This is a genomic window from Microbispora catharanthi, assembly GCF_006334915.2.
Lineage (GTDB): Bacteria > Actinomycetota > Actinomycetes > Streptosporangiales > Streptosporangiaceae > Microbispora > Microbispora catharanthi.
This window is the reverse complement of the sequence record NZ_VDMA02000021.1, coordinates 70,085-89,202: the sequence shown is the minus strand read 5'-3', so window position 1 is coordinate 89,202 and position 19,118 is coordinate 70,085. Positions and strand designations below refer to the sequence as shown.

The 19,118-nt window shown below is 71.5% G+C and carries 21 protein-coding genes and 1 pseudogene; 10 read left to right on the top strand and 12 right to left on the bottom strand.

What is annotated here, in order from left to right:
* Window positions 1-9: 9 nt before the first annotated feature.
* The 4 genes from FH610_RS32295 to FH610_RS32280 form a co-directional block, all read right to left on the bottom strand.
* The gene (locus FH610_RS32295; RefSeq protein WP_139579011.1) at window positions 10-984 is read right to left on the bottom strand and encodes a CU044_5270 family protein; all 975 of its coding nucleotides are present in this window, start codon (window positions 982-984) and stop codon (window positions 10-12) included.
* Complete coding sequence (locus tag FH610_RS32290) at window positions 977-1,576, bottom strand: RNA polymerase sigma factor (RefSeq protein WP_139579010.1); 600 nt, start codon at window positions 1,574-1,576, stop codon at window positions 977-979. The genes FH610_RS32295 and FH610_RS32290 overlap by 8 nt, the downstream gene beginning before the upstream one ends.
* 90 nt (window positions 1,577-1,666) lie before the next feature.
* On the bottom strand, window positions 1,667-2,101 hold the full coding sequence (locus FH610_RS32285) for a nuclear transport factor 2 family protein (RefSeq protein ID WP_161628132.1): 435 nt from the start codon (window positions 2,099-2,101) through the stop codon (window positions 1,667-1,669).
* A gap of 135 nt (window positions 2,102-2,236) precedes the next feature.
* Entirely contained in the window at window positions 2,237-2,800 is a 564-nt protein-coding gene (locus tag FH610_RS32280) for an ArsR/SmtB family transcription factor (protein ID WP_139579008.1), read from the bottom strand.
* A 79-nt stretch (window positions 2,801-2,879) separates the two neighbouring features.
* Between FH610_RS32280 and FH610_RS32275 the strand changes: the two genes are divergently transcribed.
* Window positions 2,880-4,313, top strand: coding sequence for an alpha/beta hydrolase family protein (locus tag FH610_RS32275; RefSeq protein WP_205826221.1), 1,434 nt, complete (start codon window positions 2,880-2,882; stop codon window positions 4,311-4,313).
* Here FH610_RS32275 and FH610_RS32270 read toward each other — a convergent pair.
* On the bottom strand, window positions 4,289-4,888 hold the full coding sequence (locus FH610_RS32270; RefSeq protein WP_139579007.1) for a TIGR03086 family metal-binding protein: 600 nt from the start codon (window positions 4,886-4,888) through the stop codon (window positions 4,289-4,291). The two genes, FH610_RS32275 and FH610_RS32270, sit on opposite strands and share 25 nt — an antisense overlap.
* Before the next feature lie 58 nt (window positions 4,889-4,946).
* On the opposite strand from FH610_RS32270, the gene FH610_RS32265 reads away from it, so the two are divergent.
* The 3 genes from FH610_RS32265 (at window position 4,947) to FH610_RS32255 (ending at window position 7,839) form a co-directional block, all read left to right on the top strand.
* Window positions 4,947-5,396: a MarR family winged helix-turn-helix transcriptional regulator gene (locus FH610_RS32265; protein WP_240809332.1), complete on the top strand. Its 450-nt coding sequence runs from the start codon at window positions 4,947-4,949 to the stop codon at window positions 5,394-5,396.
* A 44-nt stretch (window positions 5,397-5,440) separates the two neighbouring features.
* On the top strand, window positions 5,441-6,322 hold the full coding sequence (locus tag FH610_RS32260) for a GNAT family N-acetyltransferase (RefSeq protein ID WP_139579006.1): 882 nt from the start codon (window positions 5,441-5,443) through the stop codon (window positions 6,320-6,322).
* A 257-nt stretch (window positions 6,323-6,579) separates the two neighbouring features.
* Window positions 6,580-7,839: an acetyl-CoA hydrolase/transferase family protein gene (locus tag FH610_RS32255; protein WP_139579005.1), complete on the top strand. Its 1,260-nt coding sequence runs from the start codon at window positions 6,580-6,582 to the stop codon at window positions 7,837-7,839.
* Between the two features lie 284 nt (window positions 7,840-8,123).
* On the opposite strand, the gene FH610_RS32250 is transcribed toward FH610_RS32255, so the two are convergent.
* Entirely contained in the window at window positions 8,124-8,969 is an 846-nt protein-coding gene (locus FH610_RS32250) for an SDR family NAD(P)-dependent oxidoreductase (protein WP_139579004.1), read from the bottom strand.
* A gap of 134 nt (window positions 8,970-9,103) precedes the next feature.
* On the opposite strand from FH610_RS32250, the gene FH610_RS32245 reads away from it, so the two are divergent.
* Entirely contained in the window at window positions 9,104-10,030 is a 927-nt protein-coding gene (locus FH610_RS32245) for an RNA polymerase sigma-70 factor (RefSeq protein WP_139579090.1), read from the top strand.
* A 60-nt stretch (window positions 10,031-10,090) separates the two neighbouring features.
* Here the strand turns inward: FH610_RS32245 and FH610_RS32240 are convergent.
* The 3 genes and pseudogenes from FH610_RS32240 to FH610_RS32230 form a co-directional block, all read right to left on the bottom strand.
* Window positions 10,091-10,650 (bottom strand): annotated as a pseudogene (locus FH610_RS32240) (transposase family protein); the annotation flags it as partial.
* Between the two features lie 83 nt (window positions 10,651-10,733).
* Window positions 10,734-11,249 carry a GNAT family N-acetyltransferase gene (locus tag FH610_RS32235; protein WP_205826220.1) on the bottom strand — a complete coding sequence of 172 codons (516 nt, stop codon included), beginning with the start codon at window positions 11,247-11,249 and terminating at the stop codon, window positions 10,734-10,736.
* Between the two features lie 44 nt (window positions 11,250-11,293).
* The gene (locus tag FH610_RS32230; protein WP_139579003.1) at window positions 11,294-11,761 is read right to left on the bottom strand and encodes a nuclear transport factor 2 family protein; all 468 of its coding nucleotides are present in this window, start codon (window positions 11,759-11,761) and stop codon (window positions 11,294-11,296) included.
* 101 nt (window positions 11,762-11,862) lie between these two features.
* Between FH610_RS32230 and FH610_RS32225 the strand changes: the two genes are divergently transcribed.
* From FH610_RS32225 to FH610_RS32215, 3 genes are all read left to right on the top strand, one after another.
* Window positions 11,863-12,417, top strand: a complete 555-nt coding sequence (locus tag FH610_RS32225; RefSeq protein WP_139579002.1) for a TetR/AcrR family transcriptional regulator — start codon at window positions 11,863-11,865, stop codon at window positions 12,415-12,417.
* A gap of 93 nt (window positions 12,418-12,510) precedes the next feature.
* The gene (locus FH610_RS32220; protein ID WP_139579001.1) at window positions 12,511-13,371 is read left to right on the top strand and encodes a Sua5/YciO/YrdC/YwlC family protein; all 861 of its coding nucleotides are present in this window, start codon (window positions 12,511-12,513) and stop codon (window positions 13,369-13,371) included.
* Window positions 13,372-13,437: 66 nt separating this feature from the next.
* Window positions 13,438-14,982, top strand: coding sequence for a beta propeller repeat protein (locus FH610_RS32215; RefSeq protein WP_139579000.1), 1,545 nt, complete (start codon window positions 13,438-13,440; stop codon window positions 14,980-14,982).
* 42 nt (window positions 14,983-15,024) lie between these two features.
* On the opposite strand, the gene FH610_RS32210 is transcribed toward FH610_RS32215, so the two are convergent.
* On the bottom strand, window positions 15,025-15,381 hold the full coding sequence (locus FH610_RS32210; RefSeq protein ID WP_139578999.1) for a hypothetical protein: 357 nt from the start codon (window positions 15,379-15,381) through the stop codon (window positions 15,025-15,027).
* 262 nt (window positions 15,382-15,643) lie between these two features.
* Here FH610_RS32210 and FH610_RS44785 point away from each other — a divergent pair, with 262 nt between their 5' ends.
* Both FH610_RS44785 and FH610_RS32200 read left to right on the top strand, forming a co-directional pair.
* A complete protein-coding gene (locus tag FH610_RS44785) occupies window positions 15,644-16,078 on the top strand; it encodes a hypothetical protein (RefSeq protein ID WP_240809331.1) in 435 nt (144 codons plus the stop codon).
* Window positions 16,079-16,158: 80 nt separating this feature from the next.
* On the top strand, window positions 16,159-16,563 hold the full coding sequence (locus tag FH610_RS32200) for a hypothetical protein (protein ID WP_139578998.1): 405 nt from the start codon (window positions 16,159-16,161) through the stop codon (window positions 16,561-16,563).
* Window positions 16,564-16,599: 36 nt separating this feature from the next.
* Here FH610_RS32200 and FH610_RS32195 read toward each other — a convergent pair whose 3' ends face one another.
* Together FH610_RS32195 and FH610_RS32190 are read right to left on the bottom strand one after the other, a co-directional pair.
* A complete protein-coding gene (locus FH610_RS32195) occupies window positions 16,600-16,953 on the bottom strand; it encodes a DUF742 domain-containing protein (protein WP_139578997.1) in 354 nt (117 codons plus the stop codon).
* On the bottom strand, window positions 16,950-18,998 hold the full coding sequence (locus tag FH610_RS32190) for a sensor histidine kinase (protein WP_161628130.1): 2,049 nt from the start codon (window positions 18,996-18,998) through the stop codon (window positions 16,950-16,952). Before FH610_RS32190 ends, FH610_RS32195 begins: the two co-directional genes overlap by 4 nt.
* Between the last annotated feature and the right edge of the window lie 120 nt (window positions 18,999-19,118).

Genomic DNA, 19,118 nt, shown 5'->3' with positions numbered 1-19,118 from the left:
CCTGCGCGGTCAGAGCCGCCGGCCGGGCCGGTCCACGATGCCGGAGGCCAGCAGAGCGGTCGCCCACACCGAGCCCGCCCGGAAGGCGGGCCGGGAATCGCCGTGGATGTACTCGTCGCGCAGCCACACCATGCGGCTGCCGAGGTAGCGGTAGGTGCGGGAATCGAGGATGTGGTAATGCAGGGCACCCGGATCGCCACCCCGGTCGAAGCGGATCCCCAGGCCGCGCCGTCCGGCCGCGTCCGCGACGTCCTTCTCGACCACGACACGGGGGATCTTCATCAGCGCCCGGAACATCGCGCCCTCCAGCTTCGGCGGCATGACCACGTGCCGTTCGAGGTAGAGGAAGATCACGCGGAAGGCCCGCGCGTCCGGGGGCTCGACGTTCTTCTTCACACCCTCCTCGACCGGCAGGTCGATCCAGTGCCGGTCGCCGCTGACATGGGCCAGCAGGTCGTCCGGGTCCGTGGGGAGCCGGCGCAGCTTCGCGTCGTACTGCTGGGGGGACAGGTCGTCGTCGCCGGGGTCCGGTGGCACGTCGCTGACGTGCATCCGGCCGTCCTCGCCGTAGCCGGCGGCCTGCTTCCCGTCGTAGCGCATCCAGCCCTCCCACGTGGTGCCGGGGGAGCCGGGATCGTCGTTGGCCTGCTTGTCCAGCGTCCTGGTGTAGTGCCACTGGTCCGGCCGGGGCACGGCCGGTCGCGGCCGCGACTCGGCGACCTCGGCCGCCTGCCGCAGCACGGTCGCGGAGTCGAGCCGTACGACCGGAGACCGGGCGACGACGCCGGGCTCGTTCGGCCGGGTGGCGATCACGACGGAGGCGGCGCCGCCGAGGGCCCCGGCGAGCAGCAGCCGGCGGCCGAACCGGGGGAGGTGCCAGGTGCGGACGCGGCGCAGCAGTCGTGCCCTGGCGGAGACCAGCCACTCGGCGCCCGGCTCGGGCACCTCCGCGCGCATCTCACGGAGCAGTCGCAGGTCATCCATGAAGGGGCTCCTCACTGGTCGCGATGGGGTTGTCGCCGCCGAGCGCCGCGCGGGTCTTCGTCCGCGCCCGGTGTAATCGCGAGCGCACGGTCCCGACGGGTATGTCCAGGGCTCTGGAGATCTCCTCGTAGGTGAGGTCGGCCCAGGCGACGAGCAGCAGCACGTCCCTGTCACCCGCCGACAGCCCGGCCAGCGCCTCGGCCAGGCCGCGCTGCGTGCCCTGCGCGGACACCCGCTGGTCGACCCGGTCGGCGTACGGCTCGGCGATCTCGTCCACCCCGGTCCTCGCCAGCGCCCGGTAGAACCGGGTCTCCGTACGGCGGTGCCGTCCGATGAGGTTCGCGGCGATGCCGTACAGCCAGGGGCGCGCGTCCGGCTGGGTCAGGTCGTAGCGCTCGCGCTTGCGGAAGGCGGTCAGGAAGGTGTCGGAGACGACGTCGTCGGCGAGGGACGCGCCCAGACGGCGGGCGACGTACCGGTGCAGGGCTGAGGCGTGCCGGTCGAACAGGTCCGCGAAGGCCTCGGGGTCGCGCCGGGACCGCCTGATCAGCTCGGCGTCGTCGACGCGGTCGGGTGGTGCTTCGGGGATCACGTGGGGGCTCCATCCATCCGGCTACCCGCTTTCACCCGATGAAGGGGATTGAGTTCGCGGCCGGTTGGAGCCTTCTCGAGCGGTGGCCCGTTACGAGCCGCCGCCGAAACAGAGGCAGCCGCCGATCTGGGCCGCCATCTCCAGTTGGTCGTAGAAGAGCCGATGGCTGAGGATCAGCCCGTCCTCCACGGTGGAGAAGCTGCACGAGCGCACGAGGATGGACCGCCCGGTGCCCTCCAGCACATCCCCGCCGGGGACGAGCAGCGGCCCCTTGTGCGTGCCGCTGATCGTGAACTCCGCCGCCACCGTGTCCCCGAACATGGTCACCGATTGCGGTGTGATCATCATGTTGGGGAACGCATCCATCCACTCGCCGTAATAGGAGGCGATCTCCTCCCGGTTCTCGGCGATGCCGTCGGGGGCCACCAGAACGGCCCGCTCGTCGAAGCACTGCGCCAGGGCGTCGAGGTCATGGCGGTTGATGGCCTGTCTCAGCCTGTCCACGGCACGGAGCACTTCGGACATCGGACGTTCCCTTCCCCCGACGAGAGCGGCCGTATGGTGCGCCTGCGCCGTGACCGGCATGGCGACGCCCGGACATCGGCAGCATTTTCACGATAACCCAGCTCACAGGCTGGGCCGTGTGAGTTCCGTGGGGACTCAGGACTCGTCGGCGGGAAAGGCGATCATCCGGATGTACAGAGGCCGCGCGCCCGGCGACGCGTCCTGTGCTCGGGGGCTGTACTTGAGCACCAGCGCGACGTAGGCGTCGAAGAACTCGGCGAACTCCTCCTTCGTCATCCGGCCGAGACCCCGCGAGCCTTTGGCCCAGTCGGGATCGCGCCGGTACGCGTCGGGGAAGCGCTCCAGGAGCGCCCGGTCCTCCTCGAAGCCGACGCGGTGGAACTCCTCCAGCACCTGGCGGTCCTCGGGCGCGAGCTGCTCGGGGGTCGGTGCGCGCATGTCGCGCGGGGTCTCGCTCCTGCGCCACCAGCGTTCCCGGCCGCCGGAACGCTCGGGGATCTCCTCGATGAAGCCGTACTTCTCCAGTTGGCGCAGGTGGTAGCTGGTCGTGCCGGTCTTCGCGCCGAGCAGTTCACCGATCGTGGTGGAGGTCGCGGGGCCATGGATGTTGAGGTGGCGCAGGATGAGCCGCCGCATGGGGTGGGCCAGCGCCTTGAGACGGGCCGGGTCGTCCAGCAGGAACGGCTCCTCGTCCTTCATGAGGATCACCCTAGTCCTCCAGAACGATATCTGCAGAGAACGCTATGCCGAGAACTCTCTGCAGACTAGCTTCGGCAACATGCGTCGAACAGCCCTGGCCATCGGCCTCGTTCTCACCCTGATGGCGGCCCCCGCGGCGGCCGCCTCCGCCGCCCCACCGTCCCCGGCCGCCGCGGACGCGGTCGCCGTTCCCGCCGGCCTGACCGGAAGGGAGGTGAGTTTCCCCGGCAGCGGCGGTCTCACCCTGCACGGCACGGTGGTGTCGCCGGTCAAGGCGTCCTCCGGGCGTCCCGGCATGGTGCTCGTCCACGGCGCGGGTACCGGAACGCCGCGCACGAAGCTCATGGGTGAGGCCGTGGAGTTCGCCCGCAGGGGCATGTCCGTGCTCGTCTACGACAAGAGGTCGGAGGGCTACTCGCTCTTCCACCGCTCGTACGCGCAGCTGGCCGGCGACGCGCTCGGGGCGGTGGCCGCGCTGCGGTCGCAGCCGGGCGTGGACCCGGCGAAGGTGGGTGTCTGGGGGCTCAGCGAGGGCGGCTGGGTCGCGCCCCTCGCGGCCGCCCGCTCGCGGGACGTCGCGTTCGTCGTGGTCGTCGGCGCCAACGCGCTCACGCCGCTGCGGCAGCAGACCTGGGCCGTCGCCGCGGGTCTGCGCAAGGCGGGGGTCGCGGGATCGTTGGTGGATCGGGCCGAGCCGAACCTCTACCGGCTGATCGCGGACGGCGGCATGTTCCCCGAGCCCTGGTACGACCCCGAGCCGACCCTCTCCGCCGTGCGGCAGCCGGTGCTCGCCGTCTGGGGCGTCCACGATCTGCTGACCCCGCCGAAGGAGACTCCGCCGATCTTCGCGCGGGCGCTGGAGAAGGGCGGCAACCGGCACTACACGTTCCGGTTCTTCCCCGGGGCGGACCATGCCGCCCACCTCACACCCGACGGCGGCGTCACCCGGCTTCCCGCCCTCGCGCCCGGGTACGCCGACCTTGTCGGCACCTGGGTCCGGGAGGTCGTCTCGGGGCGGCCGCCGCTGTCGAGCGTCTCGGGCCCCGCGCCCGAGCAGGCGACGCCCACCGTGCCGGTGGACCGTCCGGCGCCGTGGGAGTCGGCCCCGGTGCAGCTGGCCGTGATGCTGCTGCTGATCGCCGCGTTCGCCGCCTACCCGGTGACCGCCCTCGGCCGCCGGCTGCGCGGGCGGTCCCGTACGGCTCTGCCGGCCGCGCCGCGTGTGCTCAGCGCCGCCGGACCGGCGGCGGTGCTCGGGTCGTTCGCCTTCCTGTTCTATCTGCTCATGACGGGAGGCAAGCTGGCCGCCCCGGGGCCGGTGGTGCTCGGCCGTCCGGTCGTCTGGCTGGCCCTGCAGGCCCTGGCGCTGACCACGGTGGCCGCCTCCGCACGGACCGTCCGGGCGTGGCGGCGGGCCGGGACGAGGGGCGAGCGGGTCCGTCTCGGGCTCCTGCTCGCCGGCGGCGCCGTGTTCCTCCCGTGGTCCCTCTACTGGGGCCTGCTGCTCCCGTGAGCGGGGGTCCGGCCGAGACGGGCGAGGATCTGGTCGAAGCGGGCGGCCTCCGGGGCGGCGGGCACGCTCGGCGCGAAGGCGGCGCCCGGCCTCTCGCGGTAGTCGCCGTCCGGCACCGCCAGGGCGATCGGCCAGGCGGCCTCGGCCAGGTCGGGGTCGGGATCGTAGGCGATCCCCAGTGCGCGGGCGACGTCCCACCCGTGGACCAGATAGTCGATGAAGTGGAAGCCGATGGCGTGCACGGCCGGGAACGGCGCGTCCACCCCCACTTGGGGGAGGACGAACCCGCGGTCGAGCACCCCCTCGGCCGCGAACGCGGCGGTGACGCGCTCGGCCGCCGCGGCGTAGGCCCAGACGGGGTCGGGGGCGGGCCGCTCCCGCCACACGTCGAGGTCGGCCCCGCGGCCCTCCGCCGCGGCGGCGAAGCCGAGGTGCTGGGCGGTCATGTGCGCCAGCAGGTCGGCCAGGGTCCAGCCCGCGCAGGGCGTCGGCCGCTCCAGATCGCCGGGACGCACCTCTGCCACCACTTCGACGCTCGCCTGCACGGCCCGCCGGTCCAGCTCCCGGATGTCCATCTCTCCTCCAGATTTCGTATACGAACGCAGACGATATGCATACGCTTATCTTCTGTCAATGTCTAAGCTGTGGGGCATGCCCGACCGCCCCGATCTCGCCGCGATGGCGGCCCCCCTGACCAGGGCGCTGATGGCCGCCGAGACGCCGATCCTGCGGGAGCACGGCCTGTCGATGTGGGCGTACGCCGTGCTTCTGGGCCTGGACGAGCGGCCGGTGCGCACGCAGGCCGCGCTGGCGGAGTCGATCGGCGCGGACAAGACGCGCATCATCCGCGTCCTGGACGACCTCCAGCGCAGAGGGCTGATCGAGCGGAGCCCGGACCCGGCCGACCGCCGCGTCCGGCTCCTGTCCATCACGCCGGAGGGTCGGCGCCTGCGGGACGCGGCTCAGGCGGGCATCCGCCGGATGGAGGAGCGGCTTCTGTCGCGGCTGTCCGACGACGACAGGGAGGCGTTCGTGCGGGTGTTGCGGGTCCTGTCGGCCCTGCCCGCGCAGGAGTTCCGGTAAATCCCGTTGATCCGTGAGCGCACCGATGGCTACGGTGTGCGCCCATGTCTTTTCAGTTGACCCGTCTGGTCGATCCGCATACCGGCGCCTCGAGTCACCGTCTGGCCTGGCTGGCCTCCCGGCCTGACGGCGTACCCGCCGGATCGGCGTACCTGCGCCTGTTCACCGCCGCGGGCCACGAGCATCTCGCCGAGCTCGACCTGCACGTCCACCCGGCCGAGCGCCGCGCCGGGGTGGGGTCGCGCCTGCTCGCCGCGGCCCTGGCGGCGGCGCGCGAGGAGGGCCGGCGGTGCGTCACCGCGGAGGCGGAGGCCGGCGCCCCCGGAGAAGCGTTCCTGGCCGCGCGGGGGTTCCGCCCGGCACTGGGCCTGACGTTCACCCGCCTGGCACTGGCCGGTGTGGACACCGCCGTCCTCGCCGCCGCCCTCGCGGAGCCGCATCCGGGATATCGGCTGGTCTCCTGGGAGGGCGTCGTCCCGGACGAACTGGCCGAGACGTTCGCCGCGTCCCGCCGTGCCATGGACGACATGCCGATGGACGGGCTCGACTACAGGCCGACGCCTTGGGACGTCGCCCGGGTCAGGGCCGCCGCCGAGGCGATCGCGCGGCGCGGTGAGCTCCTGCACACCGTCGCGGCGGTCGACGCGGACCGTGGGACGATCGCGGGCTTCACCGAGCTGGTGGTCCCCGGCGACGGCACGGGCGACGGGCAGCACTACGGCACCGGCGTCCTTCCCGAGCACCGCGGGCGCGGCCTCGGCCGCCGGATGAAGGCCGAGATGATCCGGCTGGTCCGCGAACGCCACCCGGACCTCGGGGGGCTGCTCGCCGACACCGCCGACGGCAACACGTACATGCGGGGCATCAACGACGCACTCGGCTACGTGCCGACGCACCGGACCGTCCGCTACCGGCTCGACCTCTAGGTCGCGTCTGCCGGATCAAGCCCAGCCGCGCGTGGCCCAGGCGGCCGTCCTGATGTGGCGGGGCGCGACCGCGTCGGGTGGCAGACTGGAAAGGAAGCCGACCGCACCATGCGGGCCAGACCGAGTTCGGCCGGCGCCCGGTGGACTCGACGTTCACGTCGGCTCTGGTCACCCGGTTGCTGAAGCAGGGAAGTCAAGAAGACGCCTGACCGTCGGATCGGCGGCGCGACAGCAGTCGCGGTCCACCAGGAGGTGTCATGAACGCACCGACCGACGTGCTGGACCTGGTGCGAGACGGCGCGGACCTTATCGTGCCGATCCGCAACGGCGAACCGCACACCGTCATCGATGCTCTTGAGGCCCACGCCGACCGCTTGACCGGTGTTCGGATCCATCAGATGGATCCCGCCCGCGAACGCCCCTATATCAACGGCAAATACCCGGGGCGGCTGACCCATGTCAGCTACTACCTGGGGCCGGGATGCCGGCAGGCGTACTGGAACGGCACGTGCGAGCTCGTCCCGGCGCACTTCAGCGAGGTGCCCCTGCTGCTACGCGAGTACACCCGGCACTCCCTGGTCCTGGCCGCGTCGACCATGCCCGACGAGCACGGCTACTTCAGCCTCGGCACCAATGCCGACTACGCGGCGGCGCTCATCGGCGAGGTGCCGTTCTTCCTGGAGGCCAACCCGTGCATGCCGCGCACTTTCGGACAGAACCAGATCCACGTCAGCCAGGTCGCCGGCTGGTGCGTCGCCGACTACCCCCTTCAGGAGACGATGCCGGCCGTACCCGACGACCGGGACACGCGTATCGCGGAACTGGTCGCCGAGCGGGTGCCGGACGGGGCATGCCTGCAGATCGGCGTCGGCCGTATCCCCGACGCGCTGCTGGCCGAGCTGGCGGGGCACCGCGATCTGGGCGTGCACACCGAGGCGATGTCCGACGGCGTCATGCACCTGGCGGAACAAGGCGTCGTCACCGGCGCGCGCAAGAAGCTCCATCGCGACAAGCATGTCGCCACCTTCTGCATCGGCACCCGGCGTTTCTTCGACTGGCTCGACGGCAACGCGTCGGTGGCCATGCTGCCGGTCGACTGGGTCAACGATCCACGAGTGGTGGCCCGCGAACCCGCCATGATGTCGATCAACGCCACCAGTGAGGTCGACCTCATGGGCCAGGCGGCCAGCGAGACCATCGCGGGTCGTTACTGGTCGGGCTCGGGAGGGCAGGCTGACTTCGCCCGCGGCGCCATGTACTCCGACGGCGGGCGGGCGTTCCTCGTCACCCACGCGGCCACCGGCGACGGCACCAGCAGAATCAAGGTCCAGCTCGGCCGCGCCACCCCGGTCACCACGCTGAAGAACACCGTCGACCACGTCGTCACCGAGTACGGCATCGCTGAGCTGAGGGGCCGCAGCATCTCCCAGCGCGCGGCCGCGCTGATCGCGATAGCGCACCCCGATCACCGTGACCGGCTCACCTACGACGCCCGCCACGCGGGGTTGTTGCATTGAGCGCTTTTCATCCTGGGTAGCGGCCTTCTTCGATGAGCTGCAGGACAAGGATGGTTGCATGATCGTGGTGGCGCGCTGCGGGCGGCAGCGCGGCCGGGTGATCGCCGTGCCGGGCGTCGGGGCCGTAAGCGACTGAGGTGGAAGCCCGATCATCCCGCCCACGTGGGAGCAGGCCCCAACTCCGTCAGGACAATCCGGCTCACCGGCCGAGCGGATCGCCCGGACGCCCAGGTGGCCTGGGCGACCTGGGCGCCGCTCGCCGGTTGCGCGGCCTCTCACCTGAGTCAGCGGGCTTCGAGGTTGCCGTGTGCCTCGATTGAGAGGTCCTGCCAGTCGGCCCAGGTCTTGAGCCGGTCGGCGTAGGCCCGCTCGATCAGTGGGTGGAAGCCCTTGCCGAACAGCACCCGCACCGGCGGGTTGGCGGAGTCCACGAGCTTCAGCAGTGCCTGCGCCGCGGCGGCCGGGTCGCCTGCGGGCATCTTCCCCGCCATCGCCCCGAGGTGCTGACGGAGACCGTCGTAGGCCGGGTCGGGCTTGGCCATGTGGCCGTTGGCGAGCGGGTCGGGGTTGTTGCCGTCCCGGGTGGCGAAGCCGCCGGGCTCGATGATGGTCACCTTGACGCCGAACTCGGCGACCTCGCCGGCGAGCGCCTCGTTCAGGCCCTCCAGGGCCCACTTAGAGGCGTGGTACGCGCCGCCGAGCGGCATCGCGATGACCCCGGCGGCCGAGGAAAGCTGGATGATGTGCCCCGAGCGCTGCTCACGCAGGTACGGCAGCGCGGCCTGGACCACCCACACCGCGCCGAACAGATTGGTCTCGAGCTGGTCGCGCAGTTCCTGTTCTGTAAGTTCTTCGACCGCGCCGACCTGGGCGTAGCCGGCGTTGTTCACGATGACGTCGAGCCGGCCGAAGTGCTCCTTGGCGCGCTTCACGCTCTCGAAGACGGTGGCCCTGTCGGTCACGTCCATCTCCAGTGGAAGCACCGCGTCTCCATAGGTGTCGGCCAGCGCCCGCAGGCTCGCGGTGTTCCGGGCGGTGGCAGCGACCTTGTCGCCGCGCGCCAGGGCGGCCTCCACGAAGTTGCGGCCCAGGCCGCGGGACGAGCCGGTGACGAACCAAACCTTCTGCATGGTGTGCTCCTTGTTGCCGCTTTCAGCCGTTACAACCCCCTGGACGAGATAGCCCGGCAGAGATGTGAGATCGCTCGAGTGTGACCTGCGACACCATGTCACCTTTATCCTGAGTGGTGATATCAATGGTCGGCGTGACTCGCGTCGAGGACTTCCAGGAACTGAGGCCGCTGCTTTTCGCTATCGCCTACCGCATCCTGGGCAGCGTGAGCGAGGCCGAGGACGCCGTCCAGGAGGCCTGGCTGCGCTACGAAGGTTCCCCGGCTCAGCCCGAGTCACCCAAGGCCTTCCTGTCGGCCACGGTGACGCGGATCTCGATCGACGTGCTGCGCTCGGCCCGCGTCCGGCGCGAGGCTTACGTCGGGCCATGGTTCCCCGAACCGCTGCTGACCGACCCCTACCAGGACCCGGAGCGGTCGGCGGAGCTGTCCGACTCGTTGTCGATGGCGGCGCTGATCCTGCTGGAGCGGCTCAGCCCGCTCGAGCGTGCGGTCTTCGTGCTCCGCGAGGTGTTCGCCTTCAGCTACCGGGAGATCGCCGCCGCGGTGGAGCGGTCGGAGGCGGCCTGCCGCCAGCTCGCGGTGCAGGCACGCCGTCATATGGACGCGGGCCGGCCCCGCTTCGAGGCGGATCGCCGGGCCCGCGAGCAGCTCGCCGGGCGGTTCTTCCATGCCATGAGGGAGGGGGACGTCACAGGGCTGCAGGAACTGCTGGCCGCCGACGTCCAGCTGGTCAACGACGGTGCCGGCAAGATCGGGAGTACGATCCCCCTCTTCGGCGTCGCGAAGATCGCCCGAGTGCTGTCCGTCGCCATCCCGCCGTTCGCCCAGATCGGCGCGGTGCTGGAGGCGCACGAGGTGAACGGCCAGCCGGGTGCGATCACCCGCGACCGAGACGGTCACATCTTCAACGTCTGGACGCTCGACATCCTGGACGGACGCATCCAGACCATCCGCTCGATCGTCAATCCCGACAAGCTCGCTCACCTAGGCCCCGTCGCCGACGCCCACGCGGTCATCCGCGAGAAGAAGCAGACCCGCCGCGACCAGCAGACGCAATGATGGGCGGCACGCGGATCGGCCGGGCGGAGTCCCGCAAGGCGCTCAATGACGACTGGCAGGTCAACTCGGATATCGCAATCTCAGCTGGTCCATTGAGCCCTTCAATCCTGAGTAGGGGTCGGCTTCGACGGCGTGCAGGACGAGGATGGCCTTCACGATCGCGGTGGCCCGGCGAGGACAGCAGCGGAGCTTGGCCAGGACCTTCCACCACGTCTTCAGGGTCGCGATGGCGCGTCCGCCGAGGGCTCGGATGCGGGCGTGGGCACGGTTGACGTCCTTCTGCCCGCGTGACAGCCGGGGCCGGTGCCGGTGGCGCTTGAACGGGGTGCGGACCGTGCCACCTGCGCCTTGGTAGCCCTTGTCGGCGAAGGTCAGCACGCCGTTGGCCGTCAGTGCGTCGATCAGGCCCACGATGCGGGCTGCGGTCAGGTCGTGCACCGCCCCGGGAAGAGCAGGAGAGGCCCAGACCAGGCGGCCGGCGGGATCGGCGAGGACCTGGACGTTAATCCGTGGCGCTTGTGCTTGCCGGAGTAGTACGGCTTCTGGTCGGCGACGCGGTCGATCGGGATGAGCGTGCCGTCGAGGATGGTGTAGGCCAGCCGGGAGGCCCGGGTCGCGGCGGCGTGGACAAAAAATGGCTTATTGAACGCCGTCTGCCCGAGAGCGTGGCCGGCAGGCCGCGGCTGCGGGCGTTCTCCATCGGCTAGCGACTCGTGAAACCGCGCCCGAGCGGCGGGCCGAGCCGCAGCTGGAGCGCGGGATAGCGGGGCGCGTCGAACCCGAAGGACTGGTACAGCTCGATCCCGTACGACGTGGCGTTGAGGTCGATCGTCCGGACCTCGGTCTCGGTGCGATACCAGACGAGCAGCGCGTCGAGGCAGGCGCGTGCGAGGCCGAGCCGGCGGCGCCGCCGGTCGGTGCAGATGTTGAAGACGTGGCCCTGCAGGCCGCTCGGGTTCGTCGGCCCCGGGGCGTGGGGGTCGCAGGTGCCCGCCGCGCAGCTCACCAGGCCGAGCTCCGGGTCGTCCACCACGAACGCGGCGAAGTCCCCCGGATCGCGCAGCCGCCGGGCGAACCACGCCTCGGCCGATGCCCGCCAGGGCGCGCTCTCGTCCCCGACCTCCGCCCCCATGTCCTCCAGCATCACGGCGCGCAGGCGGACGAGGGCCGCGGCGTCCCCCGCTCCCGCCCGGCGGACCACGGTCCCCGAGATCGTCATGGTCACCATTGTGGCCGCGCAGGCGGGCAGGCGCGCGACCCCGATCAGGCCGTGGCGGCGGCGTTCTCCGCAGCGCCGTTCTCCGCGGCGGCGACGACGTCCTTCAGCCGGCCCATCGCGTGGTAGGTGCCGAACACGTCCATGTAGTCGCGCGTCTCCACGATCTCGCCGTTCCGTACGCGCAGGGTCAGCAGGCCCGTGGCCCGGAACGGCCGGCCGTCCGGTTCGACCGTGCCGGTGCCCTCCCACTCCCCGGTGACGACCTCGGGATCGGCCGCCTCGTGGACGACGACGTCGTGGATCTCGGCGAGCCGCACGGGGCTCGCGCCCCACGTCGCGCGGTAGAGGGCGCGGACCTCCTCCCGCCCCTCCAGCCGGGCGGGGAACAGCGGCGCCCGGAACGGGAACGTGTGAAGGGCGTCGGCGGCGTAGAGGTCGGCGAGGTCGTCGGCCGACCTGTCGACCATCGCCCGGTGAAAGCGGGCCAGGACCTCGCGCGGGGTGAGCTGCATCCGTTCGCTCCGATCATTCGAAAGCACTTCGCTCAACAGTCGTTGACTCAACGAATGTAGAGCGAACGGGCCGACGTGGTCAACACCGGTAGAGTCGTCACGTGGAGGGGACGCCGACGAGCCGGGCAGAGCGCCGGCGCCGCACCGAGGAGCGCATCCTGTCCGCCGCGCGGGCGATCTTCGCCGAGCGCGGCTTCCAGCGCACGACGATCCGGGCCGTGGCGGCGGCCGCGGAGGTCGATCCGGCCCTGGTCATGCAGTACTTCGGGTCGAAGCAGGAGCTGTTCGAGCAGGCCGTGCGGATCCCGTCGATCCCGCCGCTGGACGGCGAGCTGGAGCCGGTCGAGGAACTGCTGGGCAGGATCGGCATGAAGATGGGGCCGCTGCCGCAGGCGACGCTGGCGATGATGCGCTCCATGCTCACCCACCCCGACGCGGCCGAGGAGGTGCGCGGCAAGCTCGACGGCCAGGTGGCGCAACTGGCGGACGCGATCGGTTCCGGTGACGCCGAACTGCGGGCGGCCCTGATGGTCAGCACGATGCTGGGCGTGACGATCGCCCATCAACTGCTCGGCCTCACGGCCCTGCGCGGCGCGTCTCCCGAACGGATCGCCGAGACGCTCCGCCCGTCCCTGCGTGCCCTCGCCGACGGCTGAGCAGGTCCGTACGGCATGACCGCAGGTGAGGCCCTCCTGAGAATCATGTGACCGCTGTGATTAGAGGGATCGGCCGGGGGCAGTGCCGCTTCCATGGTCATCTCGGCTTCCCCCGGCGCTCGGCGAAGTGAGCGGGGGCTCTGTTCTGCCTGCGTGCGTGAGCTGTTCGACCGAGCCGGCCGCAGGTACTCGTATCCGCTCGTCTGCTGCGACGACTGCCGCCCGCCCGGAGCCGAGGCGCCCTCCGCCGTCCTGTGCGAGGACTGCGGACGGGAGAGCCGGGAGCCGGACGTCCGCAGATCCGCGTCCGTCGCGACGGGCTGCGCGGCCTGCGGCCCCGCCCTGCGGTGGGAGGCGGCCACGGGTGCGGACGCGCTGGCGGCGGCAGTCGCGGCGATCGAGGCCGGGGGAGTGGCCGGCCTGCGCGACCTGTTCGCCGACCAGGTCGTCTGCGACGCCAGATCCGAGCAGGCGCTGGCCCGTATGGACGGCGCGTCCGGACCGGTGCGGGTGCTGGTCAGGAACGTCTCGATGGCCCGGGAGGTGGCGAACCTGTCCGCTCCCGACATCCGCGCGCTGGTCGAGCGTGCCGAGCCCGCCACGCTGGTGCGGCTGCGCGAGCCGGTGCTGCCCCGGGCCGTACGGCGCGGGACTCCCGACGTCGACCTGTTCCTGCCGCGCACCCCGCTGCAGTATCTGCTCACCGCGCGCCTGGACGGCCCGCTGGCCGTGTGGGACCGGTCGGGCGAGCGGTCGGACGAGTGGCCGTGCGACGGGACGCTGACCGTGAGCGGGCTGGCGCGCACCGGGCGTCAGAGTTGGACGACGGGGTTGCCGGCTCGCCTGGCGCTGGGCGGGACCTCCTCCCCTTCATCAGGAGAGAGCCGGCCGCGAGCCCGGCGCCGTCGCCCGTCAACACCTCGTAGCGCGTCGCGGCGCTCGGCCGGCGCTTGACGCCCGGGGTGTGCTCGTCCGGGGAAGCGACCGCCGCGCCGGTGACAATCGATCTACGATCGGCGGATGCGCGATCGTCTCCAGATCGACCGTAAGCACCCGAAAGTGGGCACGGGGGGCACGCGAGGCGCTCGAATCGGCGTGCAGGCGGCCTGGCTCGGCCATCCGGTGACCGTCGCGGCGCTCGCCGTGCTGATCGTCAACGACCGGGTGCTGAAACCCCTGTGGCCGGGCGTGGTCACCGGCAAGCTCAGCGACCTCGTCGGCATGCTCGTCGCGCCCCCGCTGCTTGCGCTGCTCGCCGCGTACGCGGCCCGGATCACGGGACGTGTCCCGCCGGGCGACCGCACGGCCGCGGCGGCGATCGCGCTGACCGGGGCGCTGTTCGCCTGGATGAAGACGACAGGGATCGGCGCGGAGGCCGCGACCCGGGTGTGGGCGGTGCTCGTGCCGCCCTCGCGGGTGGTGGCCGACCCCAGCGACCTGCTCGCCCTCCCGGCCCTGGCCGTCGCGTGGCTGGTGTGGCGGCGCGCGGCTCGTCCCGCGGCACGGGACCTCCGGCGGGCCCGCGCGCTGGTGGTGCTGCCTGTCGCGGTCTTCGCCGTGACCGCTACCAGCGCGGTGCCCGCCTCGTCGTCGGCTCGCGCAGTCGAGGTGCGTCAGGGGGAGATCGTGGTGGCCGTGGCTCCTGACGGCGCCGTGATCGCCACCGGCGACGCCGGGAGGTCCTGGCACGAGTGGAAGGGCTCGCCGTCTCCGTCTCCGGCGACCCGGGCGTGCGTGCCCGCCGAGCCGCGGCGCTGTTACCGGCTCACGCCGGGCCGGCTCAGGGTCGAGCAGACCACGGACGGGGGAGCGACCTGGACGGTCGCCTGGGAGATCTCCAGAGGCAGGCAGGACTGGCTCGATCGGGCCTACGAGAATCCCGACCCCTTCGGCGAGCACAGCGACCGGGCCGCCTCCATGGCCGTCGCCGTCCAGGCGGTGCCCGGTGGTCACGTGGTGGCCGTGGCGAACGGGACCGACGGAGTCGTCCTGCGCGACGTGTCGGGACGGTGGCGGCGGCTGGGCTTCCCCGAGTACGACGCGGAGAGGGCACCGCTGTCGGAGTCCGCCGCCGCTCCCCTCGCATCCCCGGGGGAGCGGATCGGCACCGAGTTGGGGGTCGCCGTTCTCGTGGCGCTCGCGGCCCTGCTGGCGGCCCTCGGCACCACGGCGGGGGCGCGCAGGTGGCCGGTCCGGTTCGGGATCTGCGCCGCCGTCATGTGGACGAGCGTCCTGCTGGTCGTGACCGCGGACGGGCCGGCCGGCCTCGTCTCCCTCGCGCTCTTCGTGCCCATGTTCGCGGCCGGCGCGGCCGGCGTACTCGCCGTCTGGCTGTGGTCGCGGCCGAGGTGGACCCGCCTCCTGCTCGCCGCGCCCGCCGCGTTCGCCGCCGTGTGCCTGCCGTTCCTCGGCTGGAGCGCAGGCCTGCCCGACGACTACGGCATCGCGGTGCTGCTCGCGGTCCTGCTCTGCACGGTGGTTCTGGTCGTCGCCGTACGCGCCGCAGTACGGGCCCGGATGCGGCCGCGGAGGGAGCGGGGCCTGCCCGTTCCCCCCGCGAGGTGATCCACGTGATGTGATTCGCGTGAAGCGCCGCGTGTGATCCGATCAGGCGTTGGCGCAGATGGCGTAGACGCTGATGCCGACGGTGTTGTAGTAGTTCTGCCGGCCGAGCGCGATCCATCCGGTGCCGTCCGCGGTGGGGAAGCTGCCCACGAGGACCGCGTCGTTGCCCTGCGCCTCGCCGCCGCCGCCCACGGCGCGCTTGCCCGCGGGGCAGTACACGGTGCGCCGGGTGAAGTTCGGCACGTTCGCGTTGGGCAGCGTCACGACCTGGTAGCCGTCGACGACGGCACGGGACGTGGTCTGCGGGCCCGCGTCGGCCAGCGCGGTCGCGCCCGCGCCGGTGACCGTGAGTCCGGTGAGGACCAGCGCGCCTGTCGTGATTGCGTGAACAAATCGCACGTAAAAGCTCCGTTGTGTCGAAAATGACCGGATTTCGAACCGAAGAATCGGGTGTGAATGGCGCCAACGCCGTCCCCGTCGGTTCCGTGGCCACACTTACCCTTGATCGTCTGGCGTCACACTTCGCAATGGTGTATTTACTCCTCGTATTGCTTGCGTCGACATCGGCATGACACAAGGTCACGACCGTCCATGCGGGCCCGGTGCGGCGCAGGGGGGCGGCCGTTCGCCCGTGGGTACGTTCCTGCTCGGGAGGATCGCCATGAGAAAGATCGTCGCTGTCGCCGTGCTCGCTGCGATGACCATGCTCGGCACGGTCGCCGCAGTCGCGTCGGTGGCCGCCGGGACCGGCGGCCACCCGAGGACCGGCCCGTGGGCCGGGAGCCCGCCGCAGGCGCCCGCGCCGCCCAAAGGGGGCGTGAAGCGGCAGGAGGTGAGCCAGAAGCAGTACGACATCCTCGTCGGCCAATGCCGCTACCCGAAGACGTCGGAGGCGCGGCAGCGCTGCCGCACGCAGGTGCGCGAGCAGTACAAGGTGGGCGCGTTCAACCCGAACCTCGACTGCCGCACGTACTCCGGGGTCAGCGTCTGCGGCGTGCTCGAACTCGACGCCGCGCAGCGCTCCTGCGTCGAGGAGTCGGTGGGCGGCGGGCTGACCCGCCGGCGGGCCGAGGTGGAGTGCTACGCCTTCCGCTGAGGCCGCCCTTTTCGGCGAAATCTCCGGTCCAACCTAAATATTTGGCCAAACCGCAACTTTCCGTGATCTACCCTGCGGGGGTGGACGCCAACAGTCAGGGTGCCGCCGAACTCCTGGAAGCGTTGATGCGAACGGCGGCGCGATTCAGCGAGATGGGACGGTCCGTCTCCCGCGACTTCTTCCCCCACGTCCGCGTCGAGCCCGTCTCGGACCTGGCCGGGCCCGCCGTACGGCTCGGCGCCGCGCTGGCGCTCCCGGGGCACGACCTCGTGTTCGAGACCGCCGTCGCGGTCGGCGAGGAGACGTTCGGCGTGCGGGGCGGCCTCGTGCTGGACGGCGAGGAGGAGATCCTGGTCCTGCCGGCCTTCGAGACCGCCGACGCGGTCGCGTGCGCGGCCATGCTGGACCGCTATGTCGACGAGCTCACGACACCGGCCCGCTGGCACGTGCAGCGGCTCCTGGAGTCCTGCGAAGCGGACTCCTAGAAAGAGCGACGTCCCGCGAGGCGGACTCCTGACGCCTCACAGCGCCTGGAGTCCCTGGATCACCTCGCGGAGGATGCGTTCCTCGGGCAGCTGGGCGACCGTGGCCTGCGGCCGCGCGTTGATCAGCCCCTGGTCGCGCAGGTCGCCCAGCAGGATGCGCACGACGTTCAGCGACAGGCCGAGCTCCGAGGCCAGGTCGGCCACGGAGAGGGGGACCCGGCACAGCTGCAGGATCCGCCAGTGCTCGGGGGCCAGCCCGGAGATCCCGCTGTACGCCGCGGGAGCCGTCCTGATGATGGACATCAGGTCGAAGTCCGGCCCGCTCGGGCGCGTACGGCCACGGGTGAGCGTGTAGGGGCGCAGCAGCGGCCCGTCCTCGTGCTCGGTCACGAGTCCTCCTGAGCGCGTTGCCAGCCCGCCTGGAAGGAGGAGAACAGGTCGCTCCGCTCCTCCTTGAGTTGCGGCGCCAGGTTGGCCTGCCGCACCCGGCGGGGCAGGGAGTCCTGGGCGCCGCCGCCGATCGGCGGCGTGAGGGCCAGGGCTGGGGGCGAAGCCTCCGGCTGGGCGAGGCGCTCGACCGCCGGTTCCCTCGTCTCGTTCTCCACCACGATCTCCTGCGGGAGCAGGAGCACGGCACTCGTCCCGCCGTACGGCGAGGTGCGCAGGGAGACGCGGATGTTGTGCCGCCGGGCCAGCAGCCCGACGACGAACAGTCCGAGCCTGTCGCTGTCGGCCAGGTCGAACTCCGGCGGGTCGGCGAGCCGCGCGTTGAGGTGCGCCAACTCCTCCGGGGGGATGCCGAGCCCGCGGTCCTCGACCTCGATGGCGAAGCCCCGGGCGACCATCTCCCCCCTGACCTGCACGCGGGTCTGCGGCGGGGAGAAGACCGTGGCGTTCTCGATCAGCTCGGCGAGCAGGTGGACGACGTCGGTGACGCTGCTGCCCGCGAGCGAGTACCCGTGCGGCATGTTCACGTCCACCCGCAGGTAGTCCTCCACCTCCTCGGTGGCGGCGCGGGCCACGTCGTACAGCCGGACCGGGTTGCGCCAGCCGCGCCCGGGCACGGCGCCGGACAGGATGATCAGGCCCTCCGCGTGGCGGCGCATGCGGGTGGTGAGGTGGTCGACGCCGAACAGCCGTTCCAGCAGGTCGGGGTCGGTGATCTCCTTCTCCAGGCCGTCCAGCATGCCGAGCTGGCGCTGCAGCAGCGACTGGCTGCGCCGGGCCAGGTTCAGGAAGACCTTGTTGACGCCCTTGCGCAGCTCGGCCTGGCCGACGGCCGCCTCGATCGCGGTGTGCTGCACCGAGGTGAAGGCGCGGCCGACGTTCTCGATCTCGACGGTGCCGCTGGCCTGGGCCATCGGCGGCGTCTCGGCCGCCACGTCGACGTCCTCGCCACGCCGCAGCCGCCGTACGAGGTCGGGCAGCCGCCGCCCGGCCAGGTCGGCCGCGGCCCGGTGCAGGACGCTCAGCTCGCCGGTCACCGTACGGGCGAACCGGAAGGAGATGAACGCGGTCGCGAGCACGGCCGCGAGGCCGAGCCCGCCGACGATGCCGATGTCCCAGAGCACGCTCTGCGCCAGCGGCACGGCGCGGGCGGCGGTGGCGTCGGCGGCCACGTTGGTCGTCTCGGTGAGCTGGCGGGTCAGGGCCTGGGCCGTCGTCGGCCAGGCGATCGCCTCCGGTGGGAGCGGCTGGCCCGGCCGCACCCTGGCGATCACGTCGTCCTCCAGGGAGACGAACGACGTGTAGATCGGGGTGGAGTTCAGCGTGCCGTACTGCTTGAGCAGGCCGGCGTCGAGCTGGCTCGTGCCGAGCTGGTAGAGCAGGCGGCGCTTGCCGACCATCCCGGAGAAGGCGTCCCGCTCGTCCTGCGTCATCCGCCCGGACGCCTGCGCGCCCAGCACGAGCGCGGACTGCTGGCTCACCAGCTCGCGGCTGCGGGTGATCAGGATGAGCGCCTTGGTCTGCTCGATGATGTCGATGTCCGGGGAGATCATCAGCCGGTCGTAGACCTGGTGGGCGGTCTCGACGACCGAGCTGTACTCCTCGATCACGTCGAGGCGGGTGAGCCGCTGGTCGTCGACCTGGCCGCGCAGGACGTCGAGCCGGTCCATCTGCCGGATCAGGTCCTGGACCCGGTCCCACATGGCGGGAGGCGTCTCGTCCCGGGCCTGCTCCGACAGACGGGTCAGCAGGACCGCGGTGGCGTCGGTCTTGCGGCGCTGCACCTGAAGGTCGGTGCGCAGCGTCGAGGTGCGCCAGGCGAGGTAGCTCACCGACACGAACCGCTCGCTCTGCAGCTCGTTGATGGCCTCACTGACGGGATAGACGATGTTGTCGTAGACCTTCTGGATGCGCAGGAGCTGCTGCCCCTGCTCGATGGTCAGCTTGGCGGCGAACCCCCAGATCACCACCAGGGCGGTCAAAGGCACCAGCAGGATTGCGAAAATCTTGAAGCGGATGGATCGTTTCCGACCAGCCATCAGACCTGCCCGTCGGTTACACATGTGTTAACAGTGGCGAAACCCTAGCAATCCGTGAGCCTCCGTTAC